This window comes from Curtobacterium sp. 320 (assembly GCF_031455235.1).
In the GTDB taxonomy this organism is placed as follows: Bacteria; Actinomycetota; Actinomycetes; order Actinomycetales; family Microbacteriaceae; genus Curtobacterium.
Map to the genome: position 1 here is coordinate 1 of NZ_JAVDSI010000005.1, position 22,724 is coordinate 22,724.

The following is a 22,724-nucleotide window of genomic DNA, read 5'->3' on the forward strand; positions in this document are numbered from 1 at the left end:
CGGCCGCCGCTGGCCGCGGGGCGGTGTTCCGGGCGGGTCGCCGCCGCCCCCGCGCGGGCGGGCGGGCCCCCCCCCGGGGGGGGGGGGGGGGGGGGGGGGCCCGCGGCCCCCGCGCCTCCCGTCCGTCGTCAGTCGCCTTGGGGCGGCTCGTGCGCCGGCCGGTCGAACCAGGCCAGGAGGATCTCCTCCGCCCGGCGAGAGCCGCGCTCGTGGGCGATGTCCATCGCGGTGCGCCCCTCGGCGTCCTCGACCCGGACGTCCGCACCGCGTTCGAGCAGTGCCTCGGTCGTGCCGCGGTTGTCGAACCAGACGGCCGCGTGCAGCGGCGCGAAGCCCCACCGTGGGTCGACCTCGTCGATGCCAGCGGGGTCCTGACCGATGCCGTCGAGCGCCAGCGAGAGGCCGCCGACGTCTCCGTGCGCCGCAGCCCGCACCGCCGGGGTCGCCCACTCGACCCAGCCGTCCGGGACCGGGCCGTGCCAGCCGTGGGCAGGGCGTGACTCGAGCGCTGCCCAGTCCTCTTCGTCGACCGGCCGCACCTCGATCACGACGTCGCGGAAGTGGATCGCGAGCTCGCCGGTGGGGGAGACGAGCAGGCGCAGTTCCCAGACGTCGGCGTCCACGTGTGCGATCTCGCCGCGGGAGACGTGGACGTCACCGGCGAGCAGGTCGAGCGCCTCCGTGTCGGACGGATCGAGCACGGCGCGGTCGAAGCGGAGGGACACCCGCGCGTGGTTCCACCGGCGCCAGAGGCCGTCCGGAGTGTCGAGCACCTCGTCGTTGCGGACGACGAACACGGCGTGGACGGTGTGGGTCGGTGTGGCGTCGACGCCAGCGTCGCCGTGGCGGCCGGCCTCCTCGATGCGCCAGCTCTGGATGCGGGACTCGCTCCACGTGACGGACGCGAGGGCGGCCACGGACGGCGGGGCGTCGGTCACCAGGCGCGCGAGGTGCTCGGGGTAGCCGTCGACGTCCTCGAGGGAGACGTACCCGACGGCGGGCCAGCCCACTCGACTCCATCGCACGGTGACGACCTTAGCGGCAACCTGATTCGACCCTGTGTATATGACATGCAGAAAGCTCGGATCGGCCGATCTGATCATCCAGGCTGGAGTCATGCGCCGACTTCCTCGCGACCCGATCCGCCTCCTCTCCTCGTACCTCCGCATGGGCTCGGCGGCGATCCGGGTCCGCTTCGGTCGCCGGTCGCTGGTCGCTCCCGGGGGGCCGGTGGTGTCACTCACGACCTTCGGCGTGCGGGCGAGATCGGTCCATCTCACGCTCGCCTCGATCGGACGCGGCTCGGTTCGACCTTCGCGGCTCATCGTCTGGATAGACGATGCGGAGCTCGTCCGTTCACCGCCTCGGGGTCTGTCCAGGCTTCGCCGTCGCGGGGTCGAGGTGCGGCTCTGCGACGACCTCGGGCCGCACAAGAAGTACTTCCCGTACGTGTCGAGCATCGCTCGGCATCGCGTGGCGATGGTCACCGCCGACGACGACGTGCTCTACCCGCCGCGGTGGTTGGAGACGCTCGTCGCGGACCACCGTCGGCACCCGGACGCGATCGTTGCGCACCGGGTGAACCGCATCGTGGTGGACGGGGCCGCCGTGGCGCCGTACGAGCGCTGGGGGCGGGCGAGCTCGGAGCGACGAACGCCGCGCAACTACGCAGTGGGGGTCAAGGGGATCCTCTACCCGCCGCAGTTCCTCGACGTGCTGCGCGAGCGGGGTGACGGGTTCACGGAAGTCGCTCCGGGATCCTCGGACACGTGGCTCCACCACTGCTCCCTCCGCGCAGGCGTCCCCGTGCTCCCGGTCGTGGCGCTCGGCGGCGCGGGGTTCTGGCCGGTCCGAGGACTGCGCCGCTCGCCCGCGTTGCTCGAACAGAACGTCCGGGAGGGTCGGAACGACCGCGTCCGCGCGGCATTGTGGTCGTCCGCCGACCTGCAGATCGTGCTTCAAGATCACTGGGATAGCTGTTGATATAACACATTTCATGTTGTAATGAAGAGTACAGACGGGAAGGTGACCGAATGCTCTTCATCGCGCAACTCGTGCTGTCGCTCGTCGTCGGGGTCGTCGGACTCCGGCGCCCCACGTGGGCGATCGGTGCCGTACTCGTCGCCGCGTCGGTCCTGCCGTTCGAGGTTGTTCGAACCTCCGTCGGAACGAGCTGGCAGCCAGCCACGACGTTCACGCTCGCCATCGTCATCGTCGAGTGCATCCGTGACCCGCGTGGGATCGCACGGGTCGTCGCGCAGCACTTGGTCGTCTGCGTGATGCTCGGGACGTTCCTCGTCATCGCGTTCGCCACGTCGTGGTTCACCGGACGCGCCGGCGACCTCGGCACACTGGTGCTCCAGATCCTCGGGCCAGCACTGCTCTTCCTGTGGATCCGGAGCCGCGGCATGGACGACGCCGAGTTCCCCCGCCGCGCTGCACGGCTGCTGGTCCTGATCGGGAGTGCCCAAGCCGCGCTCGTCCTGACCGTCTGGGCCGGCGCTGTTCCCCAGCCGTGGCTCACCACGCTCGAAGGCCTCCGGTGGTGGAAGACCGATCCCGGACGCATGGTGGGGACCTTCGACCACCCCCTCGTCGCCGCACTCTGGATGTCCGCTGCGGTCCCGCTCAGTGCCGCACTCCGCTCAGGGTGGCTGCGCCTGGCTGCGCCGGTCCTGCTCATCGTGGGGATCGCCCTCACCGGATCCCGGTTCGCGCTGCTCGCCGCGATCGTCGCGGTAGCGGTGATGATCCTGCGGGCCCGTGTCGGTGTCCTGGCGAAGGCAGGGGCTACCGCGCTCGCGTCGATCGGAGCTGTCGGGTTCCTGGCGAGCGAAGCGAGCATGACCGTCACGGAGCGATTCGCCGACGACGGGGGATCGTCGTCGGCCAGGCTCAAGACCGTCGGCCTCGCGGTGGAGCGCTGGGCCGACACGATGATCGTCGGCCAGGGCTTCGGTGCGAGCGAGCAGGTCACCCGCAACGCGCTCATCGGCACGACCTTCGAGAACCCGTTCCTGATGTTCTCGATCGACTTCGGACTCTTCGCGACCCTGCTGTTCTTCGGGGCCCTGGTCACCCTCGCGCTCAGCGGTGCGCGGGGTGACACCAATGGTGCGCGGGGGGCTCGGCTCGGCTCCCTCGTCGTCCTGACATCGATCCTGGGCTTCAACTCCCTCAGCGCGAACGCTCCGACCGGCGTCCTCGTCTTGGTCCTGCTCGCACTCGTGCCGACACCCAACGGGCATTCGGCGCGTGTGGGCCCCTCCCTCGACGGCCTCGTTCGGCCCACGCGACCTGCCACGGTGCCCCTGTGAGTGCTGGCGGACGCAATCGGGTCGGCAACATCGTCGCCGCACTGATCGGCAACGTGTTCCCCCCGATCGCTTCGATAGCCACAGCGCCGATCCTCGCGCAGACCCTCGGAGTCGACGGGCGAGGAGCGGTCGCAGCGGTGACGGCACCACTCTTCCTCGCCACGGCGGTCGCGACGTTCGGCGTCCCGGCCGCCGTCACCCGGACGATCGCACGGCACCCGTCGTCGCACGGCGGATTCGTGCGGCGTGCCGTCGCGGTCCTGGGCGGCGCAGGCGTGGTCGTCACCGTGCTCCTGATCGCCGCCGCGCCGTTCTCCGCCGCCGGAGACCGAGACCTGGTCCGCCTCGTCACCCTCGCATCGGTCATGTTGGTGCCGACGCTGATGGTGGCGTTGCTCCAGGCCGTCGCCGCGGGCATGCACCGGTGGCGGTTGGTGACCGTGGAACGAGCCATCACGGCCGGAGTGCGGCTCATCGCGCTCGGGTCGTTCGCCGCAGCCGGATCCCTCGACGTCGCCCACGCGGTCGGGGTGCTCGCCGTGGCGCCGATCATCGGAGCCGTCGCGTACGTCGGACTGCGACGCGGAACAGGAGCGGCGTGTCCCGAAGGCGCCGAGACGCCGAGCACCCGTGCTCTGATGTCGTTCGGGGCTAGGGTCTGGCTCGGATCCATTGCTGGAGTGCTCCTGACCCGCCTCGACCAGGCGTTGATCGCGCCGTTGTCCGACGCCGCGGAACTCGGCTTGTACGTCGTCGCGGTGAACGTCGCCGACCTGCCGCTCGTCATCAGCGACGCCGTCCGGGACGTCTCCTTCGCCGCTGACGCCGCCGAGCAGGACGACGCCCGGATGCTCGCCGCCTCACGGATCTCCTCGGCACTGACCATCGTGGCGGCCGGTGCCCTCGCCGCGAGCGCCTGGTGGTGGGTCCCGCTCGTCTTCGGTGCCGAGTTCGTCGACGCCATGCCGGCCTGCTTGGTGCTGCTGCTCGCGACGGTGGTCGGCGGACAGGGTGCCCTCGCAGGAGTCACGCTCAGCGCGAGAGGCGCTCCAGGCCGCCGCAGCGCGTCGCTCGTCGTCGCTGCGCTCGTCAACACGGCGCTCCTCGTCGCTCTGGTGCCGTCCCTCGGGGCCCTCGGGGCAGCCATCGGAACCCTGGCCGGTTGCTTCGTCTCGAGCTCGCTCAACGTGCTGCAGGTGTGGCACCGCCACGGGATCCACCCGAAGTCGTTCTACGGCGTTCGACGCAGTGACATCCGGTCGTTTCTCCGAGCGATCCGTCGACTTTCGCGGCGCAACACGATGTGACATACCGGAAGCTGGTGTCGAAGAACGCGGAGCGAATAGTTTCCCCTCGGCGTCGCCACCGGAGCGGCGCGGAGAGGCACAGATGGAACACCGACCAATCCCCCGAGCGACCGTCCTGAGCCGGAGGACCCTGCTGACCGGGGCCGCAATCGGAAGCGCCTCGGTCGGTCTGAGCCTGTTGACTCGGCCGGCAAGAGCCGCGGCTTCGACGACCTACTACGTCGACCCCGCTGCTGGCGATGATGCGGACGACGGGACGGCTGCCAAGCGACCGTGGGCCTCCTTGGCGCGGGTCAACGCAGCACTCGCGGCGTCGGCCATCCCGCCGGGCAGCACGGTGCGGCTCCGGCGCGGGCGACGGCACCCGGGAGTCATCCGCCCGGGCGCGGTCGGCGCGCTGCGGTTCGCGTCGTGGGGAGATGAGCCGGAGCCGCCCGTCGTCACGGCGTACAAGTACGTTCAGAGCGCTGCATGCTGGACGAGGGCGGGGGACGATCTCTGGTCGGTCGACATCAGTGCGGCGAACGTCGGACGGACGCACCACGGCTACGTGAGCCCGTGGACGACCGAGGTCGGATTCCTCAAAGTCGATTCGACCTTCCACGGTGATCGCAAGACCGATCTGGCCGCGCTCGAACGGGATTGGCAGTTCCGGTCGAGGGGCTCCCTCGTCACCGTGCGCTGCGCCACGAACCCGAGCGCCGGTGGGCGTCGTGTGTGGCTCGCCGTCGCCGATCCCATCGTGGAAGTCCGGTCTCGGCTCGTCATCCAGGACCTCGCGGTCATCGGAACGGGGCGGAACGCGGTCCAGACGACGTCGGCCAGCCGGACCGAGGGGGCGGTCGTCCGGGACTGCGTCATCGGGGAGGCCGGTGGTGCCCTGGCGTCGGACGGGGTGTCGCGGATGGGCAACGGAGTCCAGGTCTGGTCCGGCGCGTCCGGCGTGCTCGTCAGCGGGAACACCATCGTCGACTGCTGGGACAGCGCGATGACGATCCAGGGTCCGGGCGTCTCGAAAGGTGTGTCGTGGTCGGACGTCGAGTTCACCGGCAACACCGTCGAACGGACGATGCAGACCTTCGAGTACTGGTCGACCGGCGGAGCCGAGAGTCCCGGGTCCTCGACGTGCAGCGTGCGGGGGAACCGGGCGTACGACGCAGGCTCGAGCTGGAGCGCTGCCGTCCGGCCGGACAAGGCTGGAAAGGGGAGCCACCTGCTGTTCTACGTGGACGGCGTGCGGCCGACCCTCACGGTGCGTGGGAACGTCTTCTCCGGTGCCGCTCACGCGTACCTGTACGCGCACGACGGCGTTCCCGCTGGGCTGAACAGTAACGAGAACACGATCGCGCTTGCCGACTCCGTCCGGCTGCAGTGGCAGCGGGCTGAACGCCTGCCCGAGTACCGGGCATGGAGCGCGGCCACCGGTCTGGAGCATCGATCGACCTTCATGTCGCTCCCGTGAAACCCAGACGAGCGAACGCCCGCGCCGACCCTCGTCTGAGGATGTCGACGCGGGCGCTCGCCTCTGATCAGGGAGTCGTTCCGCGCTGTGGACGTGCGGGCGTCGCCGGTGCGACAGGGAAGGTCGCGGAGTCTTCGTCGCGCAGCCGGCGACCGCGCTTCGGCGTGGCAGCTGAGAGGTCGACCGTCTCCTGACCGCCGTAGTAGGTGCCGTACGCGCTGCTGTACGCACCGCCGTACCGCTGGCGTCGACGGAACGCGGCCATGCTGACCACGACGCCGAGCACCGTTGCCCCGACCCGCTCGAGCCGGTCGACGGCAGCACGGAGCTGCGGCGTCCTGCTGCTCCGAGCGGACGTCACCACGACCGCGCCGGAGGTCATCGTGGCGAGCACAGCGGCGTCCGTGACCGGCAGGATCGGTGGAGCGTCGAGCAGGACGTGGTCGTACTGGGCGGTCAAGAGCTCGAGCAGCGCCTGCATCGCCGTCGAACCGAGCAGCTCGCTCGGGTTCGGCGGGACCAGTCCCGCGGGCAGGACGTCGAGCTTGGTGTGTCCCCAGGGCTGCACCACGTCGTCGAGTTCGGCACGGCCGATGAGCAGGTCGGTGAGGCCGGCGGAGTTCTCCAGCCCCATCACCTCGGCGACACGGGGGCGCCGGAGGTCGGCGTCGATGAGGACGACGCGCGCGCCGGTCTCGGCGAGAGCGATCGCGAGATTCGCGGTCGACGTGGTCTTGCCCTCGCTCGGCATCGCCGACGTGACGACGAAGCTGCCGTTGCCGGCGCCGAGGTCGACGAACTGCAGGTTGGTCCGGAGGAGGCGGTACGCCTCGGCGAGAGGGCTGCGCCCCTTCGTGGACACGACGAGGGGCTGACGCTTGGCCTCGGAGTCGAAGCCGAGTGTCGCCAGCAGTGGGGCGTCCGTGGCCGCGGCGACGTCGCGGGGACCGTGGATGCGCGTGTCGACGAGTCCCCGGAGCAGCGCCGCAGCGAACCCCAGGAAGGCCCCGGCCGCGAGTCCGACGACCATGTTCAGCGTCCTGTTCGGAGATGACGGAGCTGATGGCACGACCGCGCTCTGGACGGTCGACGCGCGCACGAGGCTCGCGGAGTCCGCGCTCGGCTTCTCCAACCGCTCCACCACCCGGACGAAGCTGCGGCCGATGCTGTTCGCGATCTGTGCTGACCGGGCCGCCGACTCGTCGCTGACCGCGATGGAGATGACGACGGTGTTGGTGTTGATGGTGGGCTGCACCCGTCGAGCGAGTCTGGCCGGCGTGGTGTCCAGCGCGAGTTCCTCGATGACGGGTTGCAGGATGCTCTCCGTCAGGACGACGTCTGCGTAGGAGCGCACCTTCTGCTGGGCCGCGGAGTTGCCCTGCGAGACGTCGGTCGCTGACGCCGCGTCCGAGGTTCGCACGGAGACGAACAGTTTGGTCGTCGCTGAGTACTCCGGCGTCGCCAGCACCGCGGCGGCGAACCCTCCACCCGCGCCGAGGAGTGCGCCGATGAGGATGAGCAGCCAGCCCTTGCGGAAGGCCTTGAGCAGGTTCGTGGTCTCCACGGTGCCTCCGATCGATGTCGAGCGGCCCTGATGCCGCTCGTTAAATATATCACATGGTAGTATTACGGTGACCACGAGATCGGAGCAGCCATGACACGCACCTCCCCGACGTTCCGCCCGGACATCCAGGGCCTCCGGGCCATCGCGGTGGCGCTCGTGCTCCTCGAGCACGCGCACCTCGGTGTCACCGGCGGCTTCGTCGGGGTGGACGTCTTCTTCGTGATCTCCGGGTTCCTCATCACCGGGCACCTGATCCGTGAGCTGAGCACTCGCGGACGCATCGATCTCCTCGGGTTCTGGGCTCGACGGGTTCGCCGGATCCTCCCGTCGGCGCTCCTCGTTGCACTCGTGACCCTCGCCGGTGCGGCAGTCCTGATGCCTCCACTCGTGCGACAGCAGCTCGTCGAGGCCGGGATCGCAGCACTGCTCTCGATCCCGAACCTCTACTTCGCCGCCGAGGGCACCGACTACCTCACCGGCGGCGCACCGTCGCCGTTCCAGCACTTCTGGTCCCTCGGGGTCGAAGAGCAGTTCTACCTGCTCTGGCCGATGATGCTCGCCAGCGTCTGGTGGCTCGCCCGTCGGTTGCCCGTCCGGCAACGCTTCGCGGTCATCACGACCACGCTCGCGGTCGCGGTCGTGGTCTCCCTGACACTCGGGATCGTCCTGACTTCGTACGCCCAACCGTGGGCGTTCTTCTCATTGCCGTCTCGCGCGTGGGAGCTCGGGCTGGGTGGTGTCGTCGCCATCGCGGTGCACCGCGGCGCCGTTCTCCGAGGACGCTGGACGCCGATCGTCGGGTGGCTCGGGCTCGCGGGGATCCTGACCGCGGCGCTCGGGTTCGATGCGCGCACGTCCTACCCAGGGGCCGCCATCCTGCTGCCGGTCCTCGCCACGGCTGCGCTCGTGTGGGCCGGGGCGTCGCGACACGTCGCCGGTCCCGGATGCCTCCTCGGCCTGCGCCCGCTGCAGTACCTCGGCGGCATCTCGTACTCGCTCTACCTCTGGCACTGGCCACTGCTGGTGGTCCCGCAGGCCGCGATCGGGCTCGCGACGCCGCTGCAGCCCTTGGCGCGGTGCGTCGCACTCGCCGTCGCGGTCGTGCTCGCCCACGTCACGACGCGCTTCGTCGAGCGCCCGCTCAGGACGGCGGGGCGCAGGGACGGACGGGTCGTGCTCGTCGGGGTCACGGCGACCGTGGCCGCGGTCGCCGTGACCCTCGCCGGGAACACGGTCATCCCGCAGCCTGCTCTCACGAGCCAACGGACCGCCTCACCGACCGTCCCTGCACAGCAGCCGCGCTTCACACCATTCGTCCCGGACAACATCCGCCCGCGGCTCGACGACGCGACGGAGGCCGGCTCCGCGCCCCGCAGCGTCGGGTGTCACAACGTCGGCACCCGTGACACGTCGGTGAACTCGTGCGTGCTGGGTGATCCGTCGGGCTCGATGACGGTCGCGATCGTCGGGGATTCGCACGCAGCACATTGGGTGCCCGCCGTCGAGGCGCTCGCAGCCAGGACGGCCGGGATGCGTGTCCTCGCATTCACCAAGAACGCCTGCACGATTGCCGACGTGCCCGTGCGAGCGATGGGCCGGCACTCCGTCGAGTGCGACACCTGGCGGGGCAAGGTCCTGGACCGGTTGCGTGCGGAGCAGCCCGATGTCGTCCTCATCACCGGATCGGCCCACCTCGACCTTGTGCACGCCGACGACCGGGCTACGCAGTGGCGCGAGGGGCTCGCCCGGACGCTCGCAGCGCTTCCTCGCGACTCGCGGGTGAGCGTCCTCCGTGACACGCCCGAGTTCGCCGAGTCCGTACCGCGATGTCTCTCGGCGAACCTCGAGAACGCCGACGCCTGCGCGATCGACCGATCTGAGGGCCTCGACGACGCATGGGCTGCCATGGAGCGCGAGACCGCCGAATCGGCGGGCCACACCTACGCCGACCTGAACGACTGGTTCTGCTCAGCGTCACGGTGCGGTGTCATCTCGGGGGACACGCTGATGTACCGGGATCACGGCCACCTCACGCGGGAGTGGGCGCGTGCGATGGTGACACCGATCGGCGAGGTGGTCCAGGCCGCACGGTGAGGACGGTCACGCCCGCCGCGACGCCGTCACGGTGAACTTCGGCGTCCGCACCACCTGCCGCGTCTCCCCCACGAACCGCTCCAGCACCGGCCGGTACCGCAGGTGGGAGTTCCAGACGCACCAGAGCTCCCCGCCGGACTGGAGGATCGTGGCCGCGTTCCGGAACATCGCCTCGGCCGCGTCCGTGGTCACGGTCGTGTCCGCGTGGAACGGCGGGTTGCAGAGGACGAGCTGCGCGGAGCCCTCGTCGAGTTCGTCGCCGGCGTCGCTCCGGACGACGAGCACCCGGTCCGCCACGCCGTTGGCCTCGGCCGTGGCGATCGTCGATGCCACGGCGATCTGCGACACGTCCGTGGCGATCACCCGGATGCCCGGTCGACGCCGCGCGAGTGCGGTGGCGATCACCCCGTTCCCGCAGCCGAGGTCGACGGCGGTCCGAGCGCCGGGCACCGCATCGTCCATCGCGTCGAGCAGCACCCGGGTGCCCTGGTCGAGCGAGGTCCCGGCGAACACCCCGCCGTGGGCCACGAGCGTCATCCCGAGGTCGTCGACGTGCACCGACCGCGGCCACGGGTTCGTCGCGTCCGCCCGGGTCGCCTGGGCGCGGAGCGGGTCCTGCGCGATCAGCAGCCGCGACTTCCCACGGCCGCGGGACGCCGTCACCTCGCCGAAGTACCGGCGCAGGACGTCGTTCTGCGAGAGGTTCATGTGCTTCGACACCCCACCGCACAGCAGCACGACGTCGGGCGCGGCGAACCGGGCGACGGCGCGGGCGAGCTCGTCGAGCCGGTCGTTCGACTTCGACAGCCGGAGCAGCACGAGCCGGACGTCGCGGAACGCCTGCTCGAGCGACGAGGGGTGGTGGAAGCCCCGGCGTCCGAAGGTGCCTGCATTGGCCTCGAGCGCACGCACCCCGACGAGGGAGTCCTGCACGACCCGGACGTCCGACGCACCGTGCACCGTGATCGCCCCGAGGGTCAGCACGCCGTACCGGTCGTCGACGACGGCGACCTCGCCGGGCTGCCGGAGCGCGTCGCCGTGCACGTGCGGAGCCTCGTCGAGGATGAAGCGGTCCGTGCCGTCGATCGCGATGAGGTCCGGCGCGTCGTCGTCGCGGCGGCGGAAGAAGTCGGCGAAGTCCGGTGGCACGGCGCCAGCGTACCGATGGTCCCGGTGCGGACGGGTCAGCGAGGCCCGCGGTAGAGCACGATCTGCGTGTTCCGCTGCGGCCGCATGCCGGCACGGAGCGGCACCGCTGCGCCGGTGGTGGTCGCCGCGAACACGCGGGCGCCCGGCCGGTTGATGAGCTGGTCGGCGAGGGCCGTCTCCAGCTCGCTGACGCGCTCGCGCAGGGCGCGGTTCTCGTTCTCGAGCTCGAGGACACGGCGGATCCCCTCGAGCGAGACACTCTCGGACCCGAGGCGCGCGATCTCGCGCAGCTGCGCGACGTCACGCATCGAGTACCGGCGCGACCCGCCGCGCGTACGGCCGGGCACGACCAGGCCGAGCCGGTCGTACTGTCGCAGCGTCTGCGGGTGCATCTCGGCGAGCTCCGCCGCCATCGCGATCGCGAAGACGGGCGAGTTCTCGTCCATGTCGGTCATGGCGTGTTCCTTTCCGTCGTTCGCATGGTCCGGAAACCAGACTGGAGGCACGGCGCGCGTTCCTGACGGAGCCGCGCCGCGCCTCCAGGCCGGGTCTACTGCTGGTGTTGCGCGCCGCTAGCTGCGCGCCTTGGCGAGGAGGTCCGCACGGGGGTCCTCGTCGGGCAGGACCTCGGCGAGGGCCTCGACCGCTTCCCGCTGCTTGTCCGTCAGATGCGACGGCACCGCGACCTGGACGGTCGCGAGCAGGTCGCCCGTCCCGTTCTTGGTGGCGACGCCGCGGCCCTTGACGCGCAGGACGCGACCCGACGGCGTGCCGGGCGCGACCTTCAGCTTGACGGTGGAGCCGCCGAGCGTCGGGACCTCGATCGTCGCGCCGAGTGCCGCCTCGACGAACGTCACGGGGACGTCCAGCCGCAGGTTCTGCCCGTCGCGCTCGAACACCGGGTGCTTGCGGACGGTGACGGTGACCACGAGGTCACCGGCCTCCCCGCCGTCGGGCGAGGGTTCGCCGCGCCCACGGAGCCGGATCTTCTGCCCGTCCGCGACCCCCGCGGGGATCCGGACGTTCACCGGACGGCCGTTGCCCTGCGAGAGCTTGACGGTGTCGCCGGCGATCGCGGTGGTGAAGTCGAGGGTCGTCGTCGCGGTGACGTCGCGGCCCTTCGTCGGCCCACCGAAGCCGCGGTAGCCGCCGGTGGTCTGGCCGAAGCCGCCGCCACCGCCGAACATCCCGCCGAGGATGTCCTCGAAGCCACCGGCGCCACCTGCTCCGCCCTGGCCGAAGCGGACACGCTGTCCGCCCCCGCCCTGACCGAACATGCCGCCGAAGACGTCCTCGAAGCCGCCGCCCTGGCCCGGGCCACCCGCGGTGAAGCGGGCGCCGGAGCCCATGGCGCGGACCTGGTCGTACTCCTGGCGCTGCTCCTTGTCGGAGAGCACCGAGTACGCCTCGCTGATCTCCTTGAAGCGGTTCTCGGCGGCGGCGTCACCCGGGTTGGAGTCCGGGTGGTACTGCCGCGCGAGCTTCCGGTAGGTCTTCTTCAGCTCAGCGTCACTCGCCGTCTTGTCGACGCCGAGGACCTTGTAGAAGTCCTTGTCGAACCAGTCCTGACTGGCCATGAATCCCTACCTCCTCCCCGCGCTCAGGCCGGGACCGCCACCGCGACCTTGGCCGCACGGAGGACGCGCTCACCGAGCTTGTAGCCCGGCTCGACGACGTCCGCCACGGTCTGGCCGGTGGCGCCCGGTGTCGGGAGCTGCACGATCGCCTCGTGGATGTTCGGGTCGAAGGACTCACCCTTCTCGCCGATCTGCACGAGCTTGAACTTCTCGAAGCCGCCGCGGATCTTCTGCCCGATGACCTGCATGGGGCCCTCGGCGAGGTCACCGTGCGCCTCGGCGCGGGTGAGGTCGTCGAGCGCCGGCAGGAGTGCCCGGACGACCTCGGCGATGGCGACCTCGCGGTTGGCCTCGCGGTCGCGCTCGACGCGCTTCCGGAAGTTCACCAGCTCGGCCTGCGCACGGAGCATGTCCGCACGCATCTCGGCGACCAGGTCGCGGTCCTCCGTGCTGAGCTTGTCCTCCGCGATGCCACGGGCGGCGTCGGCGAGGAGTGCCTCGTCCTCGGGGGAGAGGTCGTTCGCCGCCGGGCCCCCGGCGGCGGGGCCGTCGGTCGGTACTTCGACGTCGGGCCCCTCCGCCTCGATGAGGTCCTCGGGCTCGGCCGCGTTCGTGGCGTCGCCCTCGACCTGGGGCTCGTCCGCGTTCGGCACGTTGTCCTTGGGATCCGTCATCGTTACTTCTTGTCCTTGTCGTCCTCGTCGTCCACGACCTCGGCGTCGACGATGTCCTCGTCGTCCTGTGCCGCCTGGTCGGCGGTGGGCTGCTCACCGGCCGGGGCGCCTGCGTCCTGCTGGGCGTAGATGGCCTGGCCGAGCTTGCCCTGCGACTCGTTGAGCTTGTCGAAGGCGGTCTTCACGGCCTCGTCGTCCTCGCCGGCGAGCGCGGACTTGAGGGCGTCGACGTCGGCCTGCACCTCGGACTTGACGTCCGCGGGGAGCTTCTCGTCGTTCTCCTTGATGAGCTTCTCGATCGAGTAGACGAGCTGCTCGGCCTGGTTGCGACGCTCGTTGGCCTCACGGCGAGCCTTGTCCTCGGCCGCGTGCTCCTCGGCTTCGCGGACCATGCGCTCGATGTCCTCCTTCGGCAGCGACGAGCCGCCGGAGATGACCATCGACTGCTCCTTGCCGGTGCCCTTGTCCTTCGCGGACACGTGCACGATGCCGTTCGCGTCGATGTCGAAGGTGACTTCGACCTGCGGGACGCCACGGGGAGCCGGCGCGATGCCGGTGAGCTCGAAGGTGCCGAGCGGCTTGTTGTCGCGGGTGAACTCGCGCTCGCCCTGGAAGACCTGGATCGCGACCGACGGCTGGTTGTCGTCAGCGGTCGTGAAGGTCTCGCTGCGCTTCGTCGGGATCGCGGTGTTGCGGTCGATGAGCTTCGTCATCAGGCCGCCCTTGGTCTCGATGCCGAGCGACAGCGGCGTGACGTCGATGAGGAGGACGTCCTTGCGCTCGCCCTTCAGGACACCGGCCTGCAACGCGGCGCCGACGGCCACGACCTCGTCCGGGTTGACGCCCTGGTTCGGGGACTTGCCGCCGGTCAGCGACTTGACGACCTCGGCCACGGCGGGCATGCGGGTCGAGCCACCGACGAGCACCACGTGCGCGATGTCGTTGACGGAGACACCGGCTTCCTTGATGACGTCGTTGAACGGCTTCTTCGTGCGGTCGAGCAGGTCGGAGGTCATCTGCTCGAACTGGGCGCGCGAGATGGTCTCGTCGAGGTTGAGCGGACCGTCTGCCGTCAGCGTCAGGTACGGGAGCTGGATGCTCGCCGACATCTGCGACGACAGTTCCTTCTTCGCCTGCTCGGCGGCTTCCTTGAGGCGCTGCTTCGCGATCTTGTCCGTCGAGAGGTCGACGCCGTGCTCGTCCTTGAACTTCTTCACGAGGTAGTCGACGATGCGCTGGTCCCAGTCGTCACCACCGAGGCGGTTGTCACCGGAGGTCGCACGGACCTGGATCGTGGAGAAGTCGTCGTCCTTGCCCACCTCGAGCAGGGAGACGTCGAACGTGCCACCACCGAGGTCGAAGACCAGGATGAGCTCGTCTTCCTTGCCCTTGTCGAGGCCGTACGCCAGAGCAGCGGCGGTCGGCTCGTTGATGATGCGGAGGACGTTGAGACCGGCGATCTCACCGGCGTCCTTCGTGGCCTGGCGCTCGGCGTCGTTGAAGTACGCCGGCACGGTGATGACCGCGTCGGTGACGTCTTCACCGAGGTACTGCTCGGCGTCGCGCTTGAGCTTGCCCAGGATGCGGGCCGAGATCTCCTGCGGCGTGTACTTCTTGCCGTCGATGTCCGTCGTCCAGTCGGTGCCGATGTGGCGCTTGACCGATGCGATGGTGCGGTCGACGTTCGTGACGGCCTGGCGCTTGGCGGTCTCGCCGACCAGCACCTCGCCGTCCTTGGTGAAGGCGACGATCGACGGCGTGGTGCGCATGCCTTCGGCGTTGGCGATGACCGTGGGCTCACCGCCCTCGAGCACGCTGACGACCGAGTTGGTGGTTCCGAGGTCGATGCCTACTGCACGTCCCATGTGTGGGTGCTCCTTCTGTTGGTGCGGGTCTTGCTGAAGTCGTTGGACTTGCGTCCGATGGACTCAACTCTACTCCTGCCAGGAGGCGCGTCAAGTCTGGGAGCTGGAAGTTGCGTCCGAATGACTCAAGTTGTTGCCATGACGAGTGTTGTATTTCACGCCGGTGTTTGATATTGTGGTATGGCAGCGGGGTGTCCCGCGACCACGATGACCGCAGATCGCGGGCGACCCGATCGTCCCGAGCGAGAGCACGCGGCCTGATCCCCTCGAAAGGGACCTTCACCATGTCAAGCAACAAGAAGCGGTTCGCGAAGGGTCTGGGTGCTTCGGTGCTCACCGTCGCGACCCTCGCCTCCGGCCTGTCCTTCGGGGCAGCACCTGCCTCCGCCCTTACACGGACTCCTGGCATCGATCCGGACAAGCCCGCCCATTCGTCTTCCTACGGTGCGCTGTACGGAAAGTACGGTGGTACGTACGTCGCATACATCATGTCGGGTGCCGACTTGTCCTACAGGCACTTCAGCACCGCTGATGAGGCTCGAGATGCGGCGGTGCGGGTCAGTGTCCCCGCCGGGTCGTTCGCGCAACAGCTCCGAGTGGAGGCAACGGATCTCTGCCTCAGCCTCACTGCCACGAATTTCGTGTCCTGCGATCCCTCTGATGCCGCGCAGCGGTTCTTCGTGGAGGATGCGTCGGGCCCCCGGCCACTCGACCGCCCGAACAGCTGGCTCGTACCCTGGAACACGTCCTGGGCGGAGTTCACGGAGTCAGGCCAGAAGACAGAGTTCGCTGCCCCCTTCTCCGGCTTTTACGGGGCGGTCGACTCGATCGACGTTCCGGCGCGCGAGGCACTTGTCAGCGGAATCGCCGCCCCTGCTGCGGATGTGGTGTTGCAGTGGGGCGATGGCGAGTTCGAGGACCAGACGCGTGTGAACGATGACGGCGTGTGGGACTTCCGTCTCGACGAGTTGGAGCTGGGGTCGAACCCGGTGAAGCTGCTGCAGTACGAGAACCAGGAAATCACCGCGGAATACGACCTTGATGTCGAGCTGAGGATCGCGGACCTGGTCGTGGACCACGCGTTCGGCACGGATCGTGATGACCTCGTCACGCTTTCCGGGACCGCGCACCCTGGCGCGGTCGTACAGGTGTTCAACGAGGACGACCAGATGGTCGTTGCGTCGGAGCCGGCGAACGCGATCTCGGGTGCGTGGTCGGTTGAACTGCCTGCCCCGAACAAGGGTGGCAAGTACGACCTCAATGTGTACCAGTCGCTCCAGGGCGAGCGGGCCAGCAAGACTGCCGTGTCGGTCGATTACGGGAGGCAGCTTCTCGTCGAGCGTCCCGAGGACGGGTTCTTGCACCCGGGCGGGCAGGTCGATGTGCGCGGCAAGGGTGAGCCTGGCGCTGTCGTCGAGGTGCGAGAAGGGGACCGGCTCGTGGGTGGGCCCGCAACGGTCCGTGACACTCAGAACTGGAGCTTGAAGACCGCGGACCTCAACGAGAACGAGCATGAGCTGAAGGTCACGCAGAAGTCGAAGGGCGGCAACGTCCAGACCGAGACCATCGTGGTCAACCCGGGCGAGGGCACGGTCGAGCTCACTGCCGACGGTCGTTTCGACGCGGCCGATCCGACGAAGCCGGCGACGGCGTTCGGCGCCGCCCCGACCGGATCGAGCGTCGTGCTGCGCAACTCGATCGAACAGGAGATCGGCCGGACGGTCGCGAAGGGCGACGCGTACGAGATCCCGATCGACCCCGACAAGGCGACCTCCGGCGCGAACTCGTTCAGTGTCGTCATCGAGGGTGCGCCGGAGGACGTGAAGTCGTTCACCCTGAATTACGGCGCGCCCGCTGCGCCGGTGGTCGTGACGACGCCGACGAAGGACGGCACGGTCGCTCCGGGGACGGTCGCGTTCGCGGGGACCGGGCAGGCCGGCTCGAAGGTCGTGGTCCGAGGCTCGACGCGCGAGGTCGCGTCCGCGAAGGTGAACGGGGAAGGCGCCTGGTCGGCGAACTCCACGATGGAGCTGGGGACGGGCGACTACGACCTGTACTTCGACCAAATCGGCAAGGGCGGGCTGACGTCCACGATCCGTCACCGGTTCACGATCGGTGCGGTGACCCCGATCGTGACGCCGCACACGGTCACCAGCCCGGGCGAAGGGGAGGTCCTCGACACCCTCGCACCGGTGTTCCGGGGTACCGGGCACGAGGGCGCGACGATCTCGGTGCGTGGGTCCTCGCGTGAGGTCGCCTCGGGCACGGTGGTGGACGGTCAGTGGGTCGCGAAGACCGATCCGAACAAGCCGCTGGCGCCGGGGGAGTACAACCTCTACGTCGACCAGTCGATCCGCGGCACGCTCGTCGGCACGATCCGCGTGCACTTCATCGTCTCGAACGAGTCCTTCCGGCAGTTGACGCTCTCGGCGCCGGCCCAGGACGAGCAGGTGATGGTGCTGCGTCCCACGTTCGTCGGGACCGCCACTCCGGGGGCGGAGATCCGGGTCGCCTCGTCGCGGACAGAAGTCGCCACGACCACGGTCGGGCAGGACGGCACCTGGCGTGCCACCGCTGACTTCGACCTCAAGCGGGGCGGCGAGTACAGGGGTCTCGAGGTGAAGCAGACCACCGCGTCGGGCAAGACCTCGACCGTGTCGGCCAACTTCACGGTCGACCGCAACGCCCAGTAACACCACACCGCAGCCCATGCGCTGCACCGGGAGGGCCCGACGACCGGTCGGGCCCTCCCACCCCATCACTTCCGACAGAGCCCCATCCCGAACGAAAGGCGCCGTCATGCGCACGTCCCGAATCCTTGCTCCCACTCTTGCCGCCGTCGCGCTCGTGGTCGTGCTCGCCGGCTGCTCCGCCACGGACGAGCGGAAGTCGTCGTCAGCGGCCGGATCCGAGTCCTCGGCGTCGGCCTCCGCGAAGACCTCGGTGCTCCGCGACGCCGAGGTGCGCGTGCCGGAGACGAAGAAGACCGTCACGTGCGCCGAGGGAGCTGCCGTCGTGGACCAGTCCGGGGCGGAGGTCACCGTGGACGGCGCCTGCGCCAAGGTGACGGTGTCGGGCAACGACTCGATCGTGCACCTCGGCGATGTCGAGGAACTGATCGTCGAGAGCGCGATCTCCCGGATCACCGTCGGGACCGCCGACAGGGTCGTGCTGTCGGGCAACGCCAACGACGTCCTCTACTCCGGTGCGGCGCCGTCGAAGGTCGACGACCGCGGCGCCCAGAACATCATCGAGAAGCAGGGCGAGTAGCTCGGCACACACGCAGAAGGCCCCCGCTAACGCGGGGGCCTTCTGCGTGTCCGGATCAGGCCGGGACGTAGTCGAACGTGTCCGGGTCCGGACCGGTGCGGTGCCCCTTGTCGAGCGACGAGATCGCCGTCATGTCCTCGTCGGAGAGCTCGAAGTCGAAGATCGTGAAGTTCTCCTCGACGCGGGCGCGGGTGACCGACTTCGGGAAGACGATGTCACCGCGCTGGATGTGCCAGCGGAGGACGACCTGCGCCGCGGACTTGCCGACGTTGCCGGCGATGCGGGTGATCGTCTCGTCGTCGAGCACGAGGCCCTGCGCGATGGGCGACCAGGCCTCGGTCGCGATGCCGTGCTCGCGGTCGTAGGCGCGGAGCTCGTCCTGCGTGAGGTACGGGTGCACCTCGATCTGGTTCACGGCCGGGGTGATCGTGGTCTCGGCGGCGAGGCGGTTGAGGTGGTGGGCCTGGAAGTTGCTCACGCCGATCGAGCGGGCGGTGCCGCCGCGGTAGAGCTCCTCCATCGCCTTCCACGTCGGCACGAAGTCCGACACGGTGGGCAGCGGCCAGTGGATGAGGAAGAGGTCGGTGTAGCCGCCGAGCAGGTCGGCCGACTTCTTGCCGTTCTCCAGCGCTGCCTCGGGGTCGTGGAAGCCGTTGTTGAGCTTCGACGTGACAAAGATCTCCTCGCGCGGGATGCCCGAGGCCTCGATGGCCTCGCCGACCTCCTTCTCGTTGCCGTACATCTCAGCGGTGTCGATGTGGCGGTAGCCGACCTCGAGCGCCGCGAGCGTCGCTTCCTTCGTCTCGGAGGGGTCGATCTGGAAGACGCCGAAGCCGAGCTGCGGGATGGTCTTGCCGTCGTTCAGGGTGATGTTCGGAACGGTCATGGTCCGAGTCAACCAAAGGGCACCCAGCAGGCATTCCGGCAACGTTCAGCCCGGGCGAGCCGTCGCCGCCCGACGTACCCCGCTACGCCAGCGCCGCCGTGATGTACGCCTGCAGCGCCAGCCCGTACGCCTCTGCCGCGTCGTCGGACGTGAACGAACGATCAGCGCCGTCGACCGTCGCCACCACCGTGAACCCCGCCGACAGGGACACGAACGCCGGCCCGAGCAGCCCACGCAGCTGGTCCTCGCGCGGGAGCCAGAGGGACTCCGCGGCGTCGACCGAGTCGAGCGCCCACTCGGTCGTCCCGTTGAACCCGAGCACCGTCCCCGAGGGGTAGTCGTGCCGCTCCACGGTCATCTCGGACACCGTGTAGACGTCGTCGTCGACGCCCGGTTTGTCGATCACGAACCGGTCACCGGTCGTCGGGTGCCACCGCAGGCCGGCGTCGCGCAGGGCGGTGGCGAGTGCAACACTGATCACGTCTTCCAGCCTGCCACTCGCAGTCCTGCAAGGTCGCCGTACTAGCATCGCCGAGCACCCCGACGCGCGACCGCACCAGCGTTCCGCGCGCGCGACGCGACGACGCCCGGGCAACCGGTGCCGCGCCTCCCGGCCGAGAACCCGGCCACGAGGCGGGCCCCCGGCCGGCGTCCCGACCGCAGCGGACACCAACCCGTCCGCCGAAGAGAAGGACCCGCATGACCCTCGAACGCGAGGAACTCCGCGACGGCTGGACCGTGACCATGGCGGGTGAGGCGCCGCCAGCAGGCGCGCCGGCCGACGTCGTGGGCCGGACCATCGGCGCCACCGTGCCGGGGCAGGTCCACACCGACCTCGAGCGCGAGGGGCTGCTGGCGGACCCCACGTTCGACCGGAACGAGGACGGCGCCAAGTGGGTCGGCCGGGCCGACTGGTCCTACCAGCGCACCGTCTACGTCGACCCGCGGGGCTTCGAGCGCGTGGACCTCGTGTGCGACGGGCTCGACACCGTCGCCGAGCTCAGCCTCGACGGCGTCGTGGTGGGGACGACGCGGAACATGCACCGCCGCTACCGGTTCGACGCTCGAGACAGCACCGGCGGCGTCGGCCGCGGGGAGAAGACGCTCGAGCTCCTGTTCGAGTCGCCCTACCGCGAGGCCGGACGCGTCGCGGCGAAGGTCGGCAGCATGCCCGGGCCCTACGACGAGCCGTTCCCGTACATCCGCAAGATGGCATCGAACTTCGGGTGGGACTGGGGGCTGACGGCGGTCACGAGCGGCCCGTGGCGACCGGTCGCGATCGAGCGCTGGTCGACCGCCAGGCTGCGCGACGTCCGGCCCCTGGTCGACGTCGAGGCGGGCGAGGGCGTGCTGGACGCGCACATCACCGTCGAGCGCTCCGGGCTGAACGACCTCGACCAGGACGGCGAGGACGACGACCTCGTGCTCGTCGTGACGGTCAGCGGAGCGACGGCCGAGGGTGGCACCACCCGCCAGCGCTCCCGCGCGCAGCTGACCCCGCGCGACGACGAGACCGTGGTCACGGTGCGTGTGCCGGAGGTCCAGCGGTGGTGGCCGCGTGGCTACGGCGCGCAGGACCTGTACGACGTCGTGGTCGAGCTGCAGACGGTCGACGGCGAGGTCCTCGACCGCTCGACGTTCCGCACCGGTTTCCGCTCGACGCGCATCGAGACGACGTCCGACAGCATCGGCAAGCCGTTCAACGTGCACGTCAACGGCACGCTCATCGACGTCCGCGGCGTGAACTGGATCCCGGACGACGTCATCGTCTCGCGGGTGTCGCGCGACCGGGCCGACGACCGTCTGCGCGCGGCAGCGGACCTCAACGTCAACCTCGTGCGGGTCTGGGGCGGCGGGGTCTACGAGTCGAACGACTTCTACGAGGTCTGCGACGAGCTCGGACTGCTCGTCTGGCAGGACTTCCCGTTCGCCTGCTCGGCCTACCCCGAGGGCGAGCCGATCCGCAGCGAGGTCATCGCCGAGGCCCGGGACAACGTCGCCCGGCTCGCACGGCACCCCTCGCTCGTGCTCTGGAACGGCAACAACGAGAACATCTGGCTGCACGAGGTCGACGGCTGGGAGGCCTCGCTCGAGGGCCGCGGCTGGGGTCTGGACTACTACCTCGACCTGCTGCCGACGATCGTCGACGCGGTCGACCCCTCGCGCTTCTACACGGTCGCCTCGCCGTGGTCGGGCTCCGAGTCGCTCGCCGCGAACGACGTCGACCACGAGACGCACCACTCGTGGGACGTCTGGAACCGGCTCCCGGACACCGCCTACCGCGACTCGGTGCCGCGGTTCGTCTCGGAGTTCGGCTGGCAGGCACCGCCCGCCTGGCGGACGCTGCGCGACGCGGTGCGGGACTCGCCGCTCGCGGTGGACTCGCCCGGGGTCGTCCACCACCAGAAGGCCGCGGACGGCATGGGGAAGCTCGCGCGGGGCCTCGAGCCGCGGTTCGGGTCCGTGGCGCCGGCCGAGTTCGACCGGTGGCACTACCTGACGCAGCTGCAGCAGGCGCGCGCCATCGCGACGGGCGTCGAGCACTGGCGGACGCACTGGCCCCGGAACACCGGCGTCGTCGTGTGGCAGCTGAACGACCTCTGGCCGGTCTCGTCGTGGTCGGCGATCGACTCGGCCGGGCGGCTGAAGCCGCTGGCGCACGAGCTGCGGCGGCTCTACGACGACGTGCTGCTGACGATCCGTCCGGTGTCCTCGGTCGCGGCTGCGGTCGCGTCCGGTCCGTCGGGCGGGTCCGGTCCGGCGGTCGGGTCGGGTCCGGCGGGTGGGTCCGCTCCGGCGGGCGCGTCCGGTCCGGCGGGCGCGTCCGGTCCTGCGGGCGAGCCGTCGGGGCAGCCAGGAGGCGCGGATCGCCCGACCACGTCGGCCTCCGTCGGTGAGACGGCCGATCTGGGCGATCTGGCGGACACGCTCTCGCTCGGGGTGTCGCCCGGGGCGTTCGGCAACGCGCCCATCGAGGTCGCCGTCCGCTCGACCCGTACGGGGCACGACAGCGTCGTCCGCGTGCGGCGGGTCACCCTCGCGGGGACGGTCCTCGCGGAGGCGTCGCTCCCCGTCCGCCTGTCCGCCGCCGGTGTCGCCGTGGTGGCACTGCCGGAGTCGGTCGGCGTGGTCGACGACCCGACGAACGAGCTCGTCGTCGCGGACATGGACTGGCGACGGGCGGTGTGGACCCCGGGACCCGACAAGGACATGCGCTGGGAGCCGGCACGGTACCGGACCGCCTTCACCGCAGCTCCCGACGGCGACGGCCTCGACCTCGTCGTCGAGGCGGAGGGCCTCGTGCGGGACCTCCTCTTCCAGCCCGACCGGGTCGCACCCGGGGGCACTGTCGACCGCGGGTTCATGACCCTGCTGCCGGGGGAGCGGGTCGCCTACCGACTGCGCGGCGTGACCGAGGCGGACATCCCGGCGCTCACCGCGGCTCCCGTGGCGTGGACCCTCGCGGACGTGCTCGACCATTGATATGCAGAACTCCAGCGTGATATTCTGATCGGAGTGCCGTTCCGTCCTCCCGGATGACGGCGGCACCCGGTCGGTC

The 22,724-nt window shown here is 70.0% G+C and carries 17 protein-coding genes; 8 read left to right on the forward strand and 9 right to left on the reverse strand.

Going from position 1 to position 22,724, the window contains the following annotated elements; translation table 11 throughout:
• Window positions 1-128: 128 nt before the first annotated feature.
• Window positions 129-1,025: a hypothetical protein gene (locus J2X60_RS08100; RefSeq protein ID WP_309778259.1), complete on the reverse strand. Its 897-nt coding sequence runs from the start codon at window positions 1,023-1,025 to the stop codon at window positions 129-131.
• Between the two features lie 376 nt (window positions 1,026-1,401).
• Between J2X60_RS08100 and J2X60_RS08105 the strand changes: the two genes are divergently transcribed.
• From J2X60_RS08105 to J2X60_RS08120, 4 genes are all read left to right on the forward strand, one after another.
• Window positions 1,402-1,983 carry a hypothetical protein gene (locus J2X60_RS08105; protein ID WP_309887050.1) on the forward strand — a complete coding sequence of 194 codons (582 nt, stop codon included), beginning with the start codon at window positions 1,402-1,404 and terminating at the stop codon, window positions 1,981-1,983.
• Between the two features lie 50 nt (window positions 1,984-2,033).
• Window positions 2,034-3,317 carry a hypothetical protein gene (locus J2X60_RS08110; protein WP_309778262.1) on the forward strand — a complete coding sequence of 428 codons (1,284 nt, stop codon included), beginning with the start codon at window positions 2,034-2,036 and terminating at the stop codon, window positions 3,315-3,317.
• The gene (locus tag J2X60_RS08115) at window positions 3,314-4,624 is read left to right on the forward strand and encodes an oligosaccharide flippase family protein (protein WP_309778264.1); all 1,311 of its coding nucleotides are present in this window, start codon (window positions 3,314-3,316) and stop codon (window positions 4,622-4,624) included. The genes J2X60_RS08110 and J2X60_RS08115 overlap by 4 nt, the downstream gene beginning before the upstream one ends.
• Window positions 4,625-4,907: 283 nt before the next feature.
• Entirely contained in the window at window positions 4,908-6,086 is a 1,179-nt protein-coding gene (locus tag J2X60_RS08120; RefSeq protein WP_309887051.1) for a right-handed parallel beta-helix repeat-containing protein, read from the forward strand.
• Window positions 6,087-6,153: 67 nt separating this feature from the next.
• On the opposite strand, the gene J2X60_RS08125 is transcribed toward J2X60_RS08120, so the two are convergent.
• Window positions 6,154-7,650 carry a polysaccharide biosynthesis tyrosine autokinase gene (locus J2X60_RS08125; protein ID WP_309778267.1) on the reverse strand — a complete coding sequence of 499 codons (1,497 nt, stop codon included), beginning with the start codon at window positions 7,648-7,650 and terminating at the stop codon, window positions 6,154-6,156.
• Between the two features lie 90 nt (window positions 7,651-7,740).
• Here J2X60_RS08125 and J2X60_RS08130 point away from each other — a divergent pair, with 90 nt between their 5' ends.
• Window positions 7,741-9,744: an acyltransferase family protein gene (locus tag J2X60_RS08130; protein WP_309887052.1), complete on the forward strand. Its 2,004-nt coding sequence runs from the start codon at window positions 7,741-7,743 to the stop codon at window positions 9,742-9,744.
• Window positions 9,745-9,750: 6 nt separating this feature from the next.
• Here J2X60_RS08130 and J2X60_RS08135 read toward each other — a convergent pair whose 3' ends face one another.
• The 5 genes from J2X60_RS08135 to dnaK form a co-directional block, all read right to left on the reverse strand.
• Window positions 9,751-10,893, reverse strand: coding sequence for a methyltransferase (locus J2X60_RS08135; protein ID WP_309778270.1), 1,143 nt, complete (start codon window positions 10,891-10,893; stop codon window positions 9,751-9,753).
• 35 nt (window positions 10,894-10,928) lie between these two features.
• Window positions 10,929-11,339, reverse strand: a complete 411-nt coding sequence (locus J2X60_RS08140) for a heat shock protein transcriptional repressor HspR (protein WP_309887205.1) — start codon at window positions 11,337-11,339, stop codon at window positions 10,929-10,931.
• 126 nt (window positions 11,340-11,465) lie between these two features.
• Window positions 11,466-12,470: a DnaJ C-terminal domain-containing protein gene (locus J2X60_RS08145; protein ID WP_309887053.1), complete on the reverse strand. Its 1,005-nt coding sequence runs from the start codon at window positions 12,468-12,470 to the stop codon at window positions 11,466-11,468.
• 23 nt (window positions 12,471-12,493) lie between these two features.
• Entirely contained in the window at window positions 12,494-13,144 is a 651-nt protein-coding gene (locus J2X60_RS08150; protein WP_309887054.1) for a nucleotide exchange factor GrpE, read from the reverse strand.
• Window positions 13,145-13,146: 2 nt separating this feature from the next.
• Window positions 13,147-15,009 (reverse strand): molecular chaperone DnaK, encoded by a 1,863-nt coding sequence (gene dnaK, locus J2X60_RS08155; RefSeq protein WP_070417079.1) that lies wholly within the window; start codon window positions 15,007-15,009, stop codon window positions 13,147-13,149.
• Between the two features lie 2 nt (window positions 15,010-15,011).
• Here dnaK and J2X60_RS08160 point away from each other — a divergent pair, with 2 nt between their 5' ends.
• Both J2X60_RS08160 and J2X60_RS08165 read left to right on the forward strand, forming a co-directional pair.
• Window positions 15,012-17,702 (forward strand): Ig-like domain-containing protein, encoded by a 2,691-nt coding sequence (locus tag J2X60_RS08160; protein WP_309887055.1) that lies wholly within the window; start codon window positions 15,012-15,014, stop codon window positions 17,700-17,702.
• A 106-nt stretch (window positions 17,703-17,808) separates the two neighbouring features.
• Window positions 17,809-18,279 carry a DUF3060 domain-containing protein gene (locus tag J2X60_RS08165; RefSeq protein WP_309778275.1) on the forward strand — a complete coding sequence of 157 codons (471 nt, stop codon included), beginning with the start codon at window positions 17,809-17,811 and terminating at the stop codon, window positions 18,277-18,279.
• Between the two features lie 55 nt (window positions 18,280-18,334).
• Here the strand turns inward: J2X60_RS08165 and J2X60_RS08170 are convergent, their stop codons facing one another.
• Window positions 18,335-19,165, reverse strand: a complete 831-nt coding sequence (locus J2X60_RS08170) for an aldo/keto reductase (RefSeq protein ID WP_309778277.1) — start codon at window positions 19,163-19,165, stop codon at window positions 18,335-18,337.
• Window positions 19,166-19,247: 82 nt separating this feature from the next.
• Window positions 19,248-19,646, reverse strand: a complete 399-nt coding sequence (locus tag J2X60_RS08175) for a pilus assembly protein CpaE (protein WP_070417075.1) — start codon at window positions 19,644-19,646, stop codon at window positions 19,248-19,250.
• A gap of 218 nt (window positions 19,647-19,864) precedes the next feature.
• Between J2X60_RS08175 and J2X60_RS08180 the strand changes: the two genes are divergently transcribed.
• Window positions 19,865-22,648 carry a glycosyl hydrolase 2 galactose-binding domain-containing protein gene (locus J2X60_RS08180; RefSeq protein ID WP_309887056.1) on the forward strand — a complete coding sequence of 928 codons (2,784 nt, stop codon included), beginning with the start codon at window positions 19,865-19,867 and terminating at the stop codon, window positions 22,646-22,648.
• The last annotated feature ends 76 nt before the right edge of the window (window positions 22,649-22,724 follow it).